7 protein-coding genes and 2 pseudogenes are annotated in these 10,561 nt (G+C 73.3%); 8 read left to right on the top strand and 1 reads right to left on the bottom strand.

All coding sequences use genetic code 11. The features are described from left to right. The 4 genes and pseudogenes from ACXAHD_RS29090 to ACXAHD_RS29075 form a co-directional block, all read left to right on the top strand. Window positions 1-2,182: pseudogene (locus tag ACXAHD_RS29090) on the top strand (hypothetical protein); the annotation flags it as partial. Between the two features lie 84 nt (window positions 2,183-2,266). Continuing rightward, complete coding sequence (locus ACXAHD_RS29085; protein WP_233606460.1) at window positions 2,267-2,422, top strand: hypothetical protein; 156 nt, start codon at window positions 2,267-2,269, stop codon at window positions 2,420-2,422. A gap of 105 nt (window positions 2,423-2,527) precedes the next feature. Next, window positions 2,528-3,367: an Os1348 family NHLP clan protein gene (locus ACXAHD_RS29080; RefSeq protein ID WP_281553520.1), complete on the top strand. Its 840-nt coding sequence runs from the start codon at window positions 2,528-2,530 to the stop codon at window positions 3,365-3,367. Between the two features lie 124 nt (window positions 3,368-3,491). Continuing rightward, entirely contained in the window at window positions 3,492-4,862 is a 1,371-nt protein-coding gene (locus ACXAHD_RS29075; RefSeq protein WP_281553521.1) for an ABC transporter ATP-binding protein, read from the top strand. Window positions 4,863-4,905: 43 nt separating this feature from the next. Here the strand turns inward: ACXAHD_RS29075 and ACXAHD_RS29070 are convergent, their stop codons facing one another. Beyond that, window positions 4,906-6,447, bottom strand: coding sequence for a serine/threonine-protein kinase (locus ACXAHD_RS29070; protein ID WP_281553522.1), 1,542 nt, complete (start codon window positions 6,445-6,447; stop codon window positions 4,906-4,908). A gap of 203 nt (window positions 6,448-6,650) precedes the next feature. On the opposite strand from ACXAHD_RS29070, the gene ACXAHD_RS29065 reads away from it, so the two are divergent. The 4 genes and pseudogenes from ACXAHD_RS29065 to ACXAHD_RS29050 all read left to right on the top strand — a co-directional run. After that, window positions 6,651-7,487, top strand: coding sequence for a patatin-like phospholipase family protein (locus ACXAHD_RS29065; protein WP_281553523.1), 837 nt, complete (start codon window positions 6,651-6,653; stop codon window positions 7,485-7,487). Next, window positions 7,487-8,509, top strand: a complete 1,023-nt coding sequence (locus ACXAHD_RS29060; protein ID WP_281553524.1) for a 1-acyl-sn-glycerol-3-phosphate acyltransferase — start codon at window positions 7,487-7,489, stop codon at window positions 8,507-8,509. The genes ACXAHD_RS29065 and ACXAHD_RS29060 overlap by 1 nt, the downstream gene beginning before the upstream one ends. A 10-nt stretch (window positions 8,510-8,519) precedes the next feature. Next, entirely contained in the window at window positions 8,520-8,840 is a 321-nt protein-coding gene (gene cutA, locus ACXAHD_RS29055) for a divalent-cation tolerance protein CutA (protein WP_281553525.1), read from the top strand. Between the two features lie 135 nt (window positions 8,841-8,975). Further along, a pseudogene (locus tag ACXAHD_RS29050) lies at window positions 8,976-10,561 on the top strand (SCO7613 C-terminal domain-containing membrane protein); the annotation flags it as partial.

The following is a 10,561-nucleotide window of genomic DNA, read 5'->3' as shown; positions in this document are numbered from 1 at the left end:
TGTAAGGGGGGTAGAAGAGAGAGGGCGGGCCAGGCGCTGGGGGGGGTGGTGGGGCGCGTTCGTGGAGCGGAGGAACGCCAGCGACACCCCACGGCGGCTGGACGCGCTGCGTGCCAGCGCGCTGCGGACACTGCCGGCCAGCGCGTTGAACCGGCTCGCCGCCCAGGCGCGCTGGGTGCACCCGCGTACCGGTCAGCAACTCGTCGCCGCCGGCGCGGCCCAGCCGGCGGTCTACGTCGTGGTCGACGGCGCGGTGGAGGGCCGGGCGCCCAGTGACCCGGCCGGCACGGTCCGGCAACGGCTCGGGCCGGGCGGCCTGGTCGGTCTGGCCAGCGCCCTGACCGGTACGCCGGCCACGCTCACCTGGCGCACCGCCGGTACGACGCTGCTGGCGGTGCCGCCGACCGCGGTCGCCACGGTCGTCGGCCCGCTGCCCGGTCCGCCGTCGACCGACCGGACCGCCGCCGAGTCGCTGTTCGCCGAGACCCCCGCACTGTCCGGGCTGACCCCGGAGGACCGGCTGGGGCTGGTGTCCCGGGCCCGGCCGGTGACGTTGCCGCCCGGCGCGCCGGTCCGGCTGTCCGGCCCGTACGACGCGGTGGTCCTCGAATCGGGTGTGATCGCCCTGATGGACGGCCTCGAACTGCGCCGGGGCACAATGATCGGCCCGGTCGGTGCCGATCCGCCGGACGTGGTCGCGACCACCCGTACACAGACCCGGCTGTGGCAGTTGCCGGCCGTCGCCGGGCTGCCGATGCTGCTCGGCGCGGCGCCGTCGCAGGTGGCCGAGGCCGCTGCGGCGACGGTCCGCGGCGGTCCGCCGACCAGCGGCGTGCATCCGCCCGCCGACTATCCGCCGCTGGCCGCCCCGCCCGGCCCGCCACCACCGGGGGACACCGACGACCGGGTGGACCGGCGGTTCGAGCGCCGGCTGTGGTGGCTGGTGCTGCTCCTGCTGCTGTTCGCGTTGCTGATCAGCGGCGGCAACCTGCTGCCCGGGCCGGCCTGGGCGGAGATGCCGGCCGACCGGGCGCTGCTGCGGGCCGAGCGGGGCACCGTCGAGGTGCGCACCGCCGGTGGGCGGCTGTTGACGTTGCGCGATGGTGCGGCGGCATACGTCGCCGAGGGGGACCGGATCGAGGTCGCCGACCGGTCGGCCGGTGAACTCGTCTTCCGGGGCGGGGCCGCCACGGTGCTCTGCGCCTGGGTCGAAGCCGAGGTGGGGGCGCTGTGGAGCGACGGCACCCGGCCGGTCGCGCCCAGCGGGGAGCTGACCCTGGACCGGGGCCGGATCCTGGCCGACACTGCCAGCGTCTCCGGTGCCTTCCGACCGTTGGCGATGACCGTGATCAGCCAGGACTCGGTACTGGCGAACCGGGGCGAGGCCTGGTTCGCGGTGAACGCCGGAACGGCCCGGGTGTCGCTCGGTGAGGTACGGCGCAACGGGGTGTCCCTGCGGGCCACCGGGGAGCAGCTCGGCTGCGGTGACGGCCAGGTCGTCGACCCGCCCGGCGGTACGCCGAGCGCCCCCGCTCCGGGCGCTACCAGCGGATCGCCGACGGTGCAGAGCCCGTCGCCGGATCTTTCCGCGACCAGCCAGCCGACGCCGGTCCCGGCGCCGAACCCCGGCGTGACTCGCCAGCCGCAGCCGACTACCCCGACCGCGCAGCCGAGCCCGCCCGGCCCGCCGCCGACCAGCGCCCCGGCGCCGACCACGGCAGCGCCGACGACCGGTCCGCCGACCGGTACGCCACTGGAGACCACGGCGCCGCCGACCACCGCCCCGCCGCCGACCACCGCCCCACCGCCGACCACCGCCCCACCGCCGAATGAGCCTCCGGTGATCGGCTGGGAGATCGAGCCGCAGGGCCCGATCACCCTGGTGACCGATAACGGGCCCTGCAGCGACTACCCGAGCAGCGTGCGTTGGATGGTCGTGGTCTCGGACGACTCGCCTGCCGGGTTGACCGTCGTCGCGCGGTACAGCGGGTTGGTGGAGCGCGTGGAGACCTTCCGTGGTGCGGGGACACACGAGGGCACCGTCGGCCCAGTGGCGTCCAACGAGTCGATCGGGACCGGGTCCGTGACGATCACGGTCACCGTCACGGACAGTGGCAAGCTCAGTCGGCAGGTGAGAAGCGATGTATTGGTTGTCGGCTGCGCGTTCGGCGAACAGACGTAGACATCGATCCGAGCGGAGATACAGGTGCTTTGTTGGTTCTGTCCGAAGGCGGCGCGGGGTGGCTGCCGGTTCTGCGGTCGAGGCGTGTGTGAGGACCACGCCCGCTTCGGTCCGTATCTGCTGGAGGTGCACCGGTCGGAGCGGCGGGGACGGGCGGAAGGGCTGGTCGTCGAGGACGCGTTGCAGTGCGGCACCTGCCGGCCCAGGCCGCAGCCTGTACCAATGCCGGAGCTGGACTGATCGAGGAGACGTCCGGTCACCGGCGACCCGCGCCGGACGCCGCCGGGCTCGTGGCGGATTGTGGCCCCGGACTACCCTGGAGCGACATCGACGAGGGGACCGGTGATGAGTGACTTCGACACCGCGCTCGAACGCCTGCTGACCGACCCTGGATTCGCCGCCGCGCTGGCCGCCGACCCGACTGCGGCGCTAGCCGGCTATCAGCTCACCGCCGAGGAGCAGGAGCTGCTGCGGACCCAGATGGGCGGTGCCGGGGGCGGCTCGACGGCGGCGGTGGAGACGCGGGCGAACCAGTCCAGCGCGTTCGGGCTGCTGAGCCCGTTGACCGGGATGATGGGCGGCTTCGGCGACATCGGCGCGGCGGCCGGTGCCGTCGACGAGGCTCTCGGCTCTGCCGGTGCGCAGAGCGGCTTCGGGCCGGCCGGTGCACAGAGCGGCTTCGGGCCGGCCGGGTCCGGCGGTGGGTTCGGTTCGGCCGGGGAAGACAGCGGCTTCGGGGCACGGCCGGAGGGCGCCGGTCCGCCGGTGCCGGACCGGTCCGCCGGGCTCGGCACGGCACCCCAGCCGGTCGAGCCGGCGGTGCCGGAGGACTACCGGACCCGGGTGGACGTCGACGGCGACGGCGAGTGGGACCGGCACATCGTCCGGGGACGGGCGGACGGCGGGGTGGACATACTGGTTGACCAGGACGGCGACGGTCGGGCCGACTTCGTCGGCCGGGACGACGACGCCGACGGTCTGGTCGACTCCGCGGCGTACGACACTGACGGTGACGGGTTCTTCGAGCAGACCCATTATGACGACGACGGCGACGGGTGGCTCGACCGCAGCGTCACCAACCAGCCCCCGCCCACCGGACCACCCCCGCCCACGCCGCCATCCCCGCCCCCGGCCGGCGGCGGGCTGATCGGCGACAACCTGCGGCTTCCCGAGGAACTGCGCTGACCTTCCCGACGGTCGCCGTCGGCGGTGCCGCCGCCGACCGCTCACCGGCGGTCGCGGGCCGTCCGTCGACAGGGGCTGGCGTCGATGGCCGCTGGGCCTGACGATGGGGTCAGGAGGTGATCGCGTGGTCGCCATCGCCACCGACCGGCTGACGAAGGTCTTCGACGACGGCACTGTCGCAGTCGACGGGGTGAGTCTCGCGGTCCCGTCCGGCCAGTTCCTGGTGCTGCTCGGGCCGACCGGGTGCGGGAAGTCGACGATCCTGCGGCTGGTCGCCGGCCTGGAGACTCCGACGTCCGGGCACGTGCTGATCGACGACCGGGTGGTGGACGGCTGGTCGGCGCAGCGACGACAGGTGTCCATGGTGTTCCAGGACTACGCGCTGTACCCGCATCTGAGCGTCGCCCAGAACATCGCCTTTCCGCTGCGCGTGGGGCACGGCCCGGCGGTGGAACAGCGGATCCGGCAGGTGGCCGCTGAGCTGGGCATCGCCGAACACCTGCACCGGCAGCCCGCCGTGCTGTCCGGAGGGCAACGTCAACGGGTCGCCATGGCCCGGGCCATCGTGCGCCAGCCGAAGGCGTTCCTGCTGGACGAACCCTTGTCCAATCTGGATGCTGGGCTGCGCGCCGAGCTGCGGGCCGACGTGACGGCGCTGGCCCGCCGGCACGGGGTGACCACCGTCTACGTGACCCATGACCAGACCGAGGCACTGACCATGGCGGACCAGCTCGCGGTGCTCCGCAAGGGCCGGCTGCAGCAGACCGGGCCGCCAGCGCAGGTGTACGGTGACCCGGCGAACCTGTTCGTCGCGGCGTTCCTCGGCACCCCGCGGACCAGCCTGCTGCAGGGGGCGGTCTACGCCGAGCCGGACCGGATGGTGATCGATCTCGGTTCGCAGGTGCTGGAACTGCCGGTGGGCGACGCCCGGGTGGCCCGGCTGGCCGAGCACCACACCGAGCGGGTGACCGTGGCGTTGCGGGCCGACGCGCTGCACCCCGTACCGCCGACCGGCGCTGACCCGGCGCTGCCCGGCGGCCCGGACCCGGCAGGGTCCGACCGGACGCTGTCAGTCACCCTGCGCGGCACGGTCCGGGCCGTGGAGAACCTCGGCCACGAGGCACTGGTCTGGGTGGATACCGGCGGTGTGCCCACCTCCCCGGCCGAGTCGCAACTGGACCTGCCGGATCCGCAGAACCACCTGGCCGAGCTGCTGGCCGAGGATCCGCCGCCCCGGCACCAGCTGCGGGAGACCATCGCCCGGATGATTCCGCAGCAGCGCCGTCCGGACCGGCCGGCGACCGCTCGGACCCGGTACGGTTTCTACCCGGTGTACGAGCCGGATCCGTCCGACCCACCGGGCGGTGACGGTGACGTCGTGGTCCGGGTGCCGGCGGCGGCGCCGCCGCAGCCCGGCGAGACGATGACCATGGCGCTGGATCTGGACCGGCTCCTGCTGTTCGACCGGTCCGGGCATCGCATCCGCCTGCACTGACACGCTCGTACCGCGACCCGGTTGGTGCCGTGGCTGCCGGCGGTCAGACAGCGGCACCGGCCAACTGGTCCAGTGCCGAGTCCAGCTTGTCGGCGTACGCGTAGGTGATCGCGCCTTCGTCGGCGCGGATCCGCACCTTGCGGCGCAGTTGGTCGACGTCCCGGTCGATGTCCGCGGTGCCACTGGTCAACGACGTCCGCAGGTTCCGGACCAGGTTCTGCAGGTCGAGGCCGGCATCGCGGCGGATCGCACCGTCCGTTAGCCCGTCGTCGATCACCTGACCGAGCAGGGTGATCGCCTCGTCGACGGTCGGAACGACCGGTGCGGTCGCCGCTGGTGCGGTGTCGGTTGCCGTGGGGGTCGGCGCGGCGCCGGTGGCTGGCGCGTCGGTGGGCGGTGCGTCCGCCGACGTCCCCGGCTGTGTCGGCTGCGTCGGCGGGGTGGGACCGGCGGGTGTACCGGTGGACTGCGGTTGCCCGCCGGGCGGCGGATGGTCGCTGCCCGGCCGCCGCAGCACCTCGGGCTGCAGCAGCAGGATCACGGCGACCGCGACGGCGCTGACCACCAGTAGCGTGGCGACCCTGGAGTCGAGCCGGCCGACCCGCCGTCGACCGTCGACAGCCGGTGCTCCGGCGTCTGGGGCCGGTGAATCGGAGCCGAGGGCCGATGTTTCGGCGGCGGCGGGTGGCGCAGCGTCGTACTCGGTCATCGTCGGCAGGGCCATCGTCGGCGCGAGCATGGTCGCCGCCTGCGGATCGGCGGGTAGCAACTGGTCCCGCAGCGCGGCGCCGACCTGGTGCGCGGTGGGGCGGCTCAGCGGGTCCCGGGACAGGCAGCGCAGGCAGATCTCGGCGACCGGGGTGGGCAGTCCGGGCACCGTCAGCGGCGGGATCTCCTGATCGAGTGCCCGGTGCAGGTCGTCCCAGGTGTCAGCGGGGTACGGCACCCGGCCGGTGAGGGTCTCGTAGAGCAGGACGCCGAGCGAGTAGACGTCGGTGGCGGGCTGTGCCGGCCGGCCGTCGAGGCGTTCCGGGGCCACGTACGCCGGGGTGCCGAAGGTCTCGCCCTCCTCGTCCTCGTCGGGGGCACCGATCTGGGTGGCGATCCCGAAGTCGAGCACCTTGACGCCGATCGAGGTCATCATGATGTTCGCCGGGGTGACGTCGCGGTGCACGATGCCCAACCGGTGCGCGGCGGCCAGCGCCTCGGCGACCTGGGCGCAGGTCTCCACCGCCGCCGGCCAGGCCAGCGGGCCGGCGGTGAGCCGGGCGTCCAACTCCTCGCCGGACAGCAGCTCCATCACCACGAACGCGGTGACGGTGCCGTCCGGTGCGACCGCCTCGCCGTAGTCGTGCACCGCGGTCACGTGTGGATGGATCAGCTGGGCGGCGGACCGCGCCTCCTCCCGCACCATGCTGCGGAACCGCGCGTCGGCGGCCAACGACGCGGCGAGCACCTTGACCGCGACCACCCGGTCGAGCACCTCATCGCGGGCGCGCCAGATGACCGACATGCCGCCGGCACCGATCCGGTCGATGAGACGGTATCTGCGGGCGAGTAGTTCGCCCGCTTGCAGCGATGCCATCGTTGTCGCACCTGCCTGGGGAGTGGAGGTCGTATCAGGCTGCGCGAATTGGCACGTCCTGTCAACGGCACGTTAAACAGGTGAACATTTATCATTTAACCCGACATAAATCGGCATTGGCGATGAGCCGGTAGTTCCGACCGAGCCCGGGCGGCGGGACCGACCTGACCGGCGGCCACCGGGCCCGTGCCAGGATGAACGCCATGGTCAACGGTCCGGTCGCCTTCGTGCTGGGTGGCGGCGGGGTACTCGGCGCGGTCGAGGTCGGCATGCTGCGCGCCCTGTTCCGCTCCGGCATCGAGCCCGATCTCGTCGTCGGCACCTCGATCGGCGCGGTCAACGGTGTACTGGTCGCCGCCGACCCCTCCGAGGCGGTCACCCTGCGGCTGGTCCGGCTCTGGGCCTCCCCGGAGGCCAGCGAGGTGTACGGCGACTCGATGGCCCGCCAGTTGCGCCGGTTCGCCGCCCGTACCCACCTGCACTCGCCACGGCCACTGCGCCGGCTGCTGGCAGCCGAACTGGGCGAGACCACCACCTTCGCCGACCTGGCCGTGCCGTTCCACTGCTGCGCCGCCAGCATCGAACGCGCCGCCGAACACTGGTTCGACACCGGCCCGGTGGTGCCGGCAGTGCTCGCCTCGGCCGCGGTGCCCGGCCTGCTGCCCCCGGCTGAGATCGACGGCGAGCACTTCATCGACGGTGGGATCGTCAACTCGATCCCGATCGGCAAGGCCGTCGAAGCCGGGGCGAAGCGCGTCTTCGTGCTCCAGGTCGGCCGGATCGAGCGGCCACTCAGCGCACCCCGGCGGCCCTGGGAGGTCGCCCAGGTCGCCTTCGAGATCGCTCGCCGGCACCGGTTCGCCCGGGAGTTGGCGGCGCTCGGTCACGATGTGGAGGTGCACGTACTGCCGACTGGTGGGGGAGAGACGCGTGACGACACACCCTGGGCGTACCGGGACATGACCGCTGTCGGCCGCCGGATCAGCCGCGCCTACACCGCCTCCCGGCGCTACCTCAAGACCAACGTGGCCGGCTGCTGATGCCGCTGCCACCCCGCTGGGTACGCCGGACACTGCTCGCCCCGGCCGTACCGCTGCTTGCCGCAGCGGTGCTCACCACGCTGCCGTTCTGGATCTTCCTGGCCGCAGCCGCTTCGTTACTGGTGCCCGGCCGGCTGCGGGTGTTGCGACTGTTCTGGGTCGCCGTGGTCTACCTGCTGTGGGACACCGCCGCACTGATCGCCCTCTTTGGACTCTGGCTGGCCTCCGGCTGCGGATGGAAGATCCGCAGCCCGGCGTTTCAACGCGCCCACTACGTGCTGACCGGTTGGTTCCTGACGTTCTTCTTCTGGCACGCCCGTTGGGCGTTGCGGCTGAGTATCGACGTGGTCGGCACCGATCCGGACACCGCGCTGCCCGGCCGTCCCGAACTGGTGGTGTCCCGGCACGCCGGCCCGGGTGACTCGTTCATCCTGATCCACGGCCTGGTCAACTGGTTCGACCGGGAGCCGCGGATCGTGCTCAAGGAGACCCTGCAGTGGGATCCGGCGATCGACGTGCTGCTCAACCGGCTGCCCAACCGGTTCATCGCCCCCGGCGACCGGCGCGCTGAGCCGGTCGAGACCCAGATCGCACACCTGGCGACCGGGCTGGACGCCAACGACGCGTTCGTCATCTTCCCCGAGGGCGGCAACTTCACTCCGGGCCGGCGCAGCCGGGCCATCGAGCGGCTGCACGCGTTGGGACTGCGCGGGATGGCGGCCCGAGCCGAGTCGATGCGGCACGTCCTGGCGCCGCGCCCCGGCGGCCTGCTCGCCGCGCTGGACGCCGCCCCGGACGCGGGCGTCATCTTCGTCGCGCACACCGGCCTGGACCGGATGCTGACCGGCGCCGACGTGTGGCGGGAACTGCCGATGGACAAACGGATCGTGATGCGGTTCTGGTCGGTGCCGCCCGAGGAGATTCCGGCCGGCCGTGACGAACGCATCGAATGGCTCTACGACTGGTGGGCGCGGATCGATTCGTGGATCGAGAAGAACCGCTCGGACACCTTGAGGGCGTAAGGTGCGCTCCGTGGATCAAATCTCCGTTGTGACGACGGTGGTGGATGCCCGCTCGGTCGCCGAAGTGCTCGCCGCTTCTGCGGTTGCCGGCCGGTTCGCCGCCTGCGCCCAGATCGGCGGTCCGGTGGCCAGCACCTACTGGTGGGAAGGCCGGGTGGAGACCACGAAGGAGTGGTCTGTGCAGTTCAAGACCGCCACCGACCGTAGCGACCCACTGGTCACCTATCTCCGCACCGCGCACCCCTACGACGTACCCGAGATCCTGGTTGCCGTCATCGAAGCCGGCAACCCCGATTACGCCCGGTGGGTATACGAACACACTCGCCCCTGAGTCGTCTATCAGTCGTCCATTCCCGGTCGGCTGGTCCTGAATGGTCCTGAACCGTCCCCACCTGAGCCGCCCCCTCGGTCGGGCTGAGTACCCGCACTCTGTCGGCCGCACCGGCCGGGCGGCGAGGATGCGGTCATGAGCAGCACCGCGACAGCCCACTACCCGTGTCCGGCCTGCGGCACGCCGGCGAGCCTCGCCGCCGGCTGCCCAGGCTGCGGCCGGGCACCCGACCCAGGGGCAGCCGAGGTCATTCGGCTCGACGGCGAGATCGCCGGGCTGGCCGCCCGCGTCGAACAGGCCCGGGCGGCGTGTGCCACGCTGAGTGGGCAGTTGCACGTCGCGCAGATCCGAAGGCAACAGCTCGCGGCCCAGGTTCAGGCGGCGGTACGGGCGACGACCGTCCCACCGGCCCGCCCGACCGCCGCGTCGGCGGCCGCACCAGCCGCCGCACCAGCCGGCGGCCAGCCACCACGGCCGGAGACCTCCACCCGTACCGTGCAGACCATTCTCTTCGTCCTCGGTGGACTGCTGCTCGGCACCGCAGCGATCGTCTTCACCGCGGTCGCCTGGGCCAGCGTCGGCGTCGGCGGCCGGGCCGCGATCCTGGCCGGCGTCACCGCCGTACTGCTCGCCCTGCCGCCGCTGGCCAACTGGCGCGGCCTGCGCGGCACCGCCGAGACGTTCGCCGCGCTCGGGCTGCTGCTGGTGTTGCTCGACGGCTACGCCGCTCGCTACGTCGACCTGTTCGGCGCCGCCGACCTGCCAGCCGCCCGGTACGCCGCCGTGACCTTCGCGGTCACCGGGCTGGTCGCCGCCGGCTACCACCTGATCACCGGCCTGGCTGCGGCCCGCTTCGCCGCCCTGCTCGCCGCGCAACCCGTGCTGCCGCTGCTCGCCGTCGACCTGCACGCCGACGCCGCCGGCACCACCCTGTTGCTGCTCGGCACCGCCCTGGGCGCCCTGGCGATGATCGCGCTCACTCCGCCGGCCCGGCTGGCGCTGCGGATCACCGGCTGGGCGGCCGTCGGCGCGGCGCTGACCGCCGCCGGGATCGCCGCCCTGGCCGCAGTCATCCTCGGCCACCCGTCCGGCGCTCCCGCCCTGGCCGGGTTGCCGCTACTGGCCGTCGCCGCCGTGCTGGTCGTCGCCGGCCGGCTCACCGGTGTACCGGCGCTGCTGGCGATCAGCCTGGCCGGGCTGGCGCCGGCGGTGACCATCGCCATGGTCCGGGCCGGCACCGAACCGGCACCGTCGCGGGCGCTGGCCATCGTCGCCGGCACCGCCGTCGGGCTCGCCCTCGCCGGCCGGTACCTGCGCGGCCGGCTGCCGGCGGTGGTCCGTACCGGGCCGTGGGCGGGTGCACTGCTGGTGACCGGTCTGCTCGGGGTCGGCGTACTGCTGACCGCTCTGGCCGTCGCCGCCGGTCCGGTCGACGCGTCCGGGGACTGGCAGTTGCCGTTCGCCGTCGTCGCGGTCACCGGCGCGCTGATTCTGCTGCTGCCCCGGGCGGTCCGGCCGGTGCTGCTCACCGTCGGGGCCGCCACCGGGCTGCTGACCGTACCGGCGGCGATCCCGGTGCCGTGGTGGGCGGTCGCCGTCGGCGGCCTGGCCGGTGGGGCGGTGGCGGCGCTACGGGCCGCCAGGTCGCGCGATGCCGCCGTCGCGCTGCCCGGCGCGGCCGTCGCCGCCCTGCTGACCGGCCACGCGCTGCTGGTCAGCGC

This window comes from Micromonospora sp. ABR4_055 (assembly GCF_056160425.1).
Note: the sequence above shows the minus strand (reverse complement) of the source record. Positions and strands in the feature narration are given on the sequence as shown.

Coding starts and splice junctions, on each gene's coding strand:
- ACXAHD_RS29060 (WP_281553524.1), top strand. CDS start 7,487: ATGCCGCTGCCACCCCGCTGGGTACGCCGGACACTGCTCGCCCCGGCC.
- ACXAHD_RS29080 (WP_281553520.1), top strand. CDS start 2,528: ATGAGTGACTTCGACACCGCGCTCGAACGCCTGCTGACCGACCCTGGA.
- ACXAHD_RS29065 (WP_281553523.1), top strand. CDS start 6,651: ATGGTCAACGGTCCGGTCGCCTTCGTGCTGGGTGGCGGCGGGGTACTC.
- ACXAHD_RS29070 (WP_281553522.1), bottom strand. CDS start 6,447: ATGGCATCGCTGCAAGCGGGCGAACTACTCGCCCGCAGATACCGTCTC.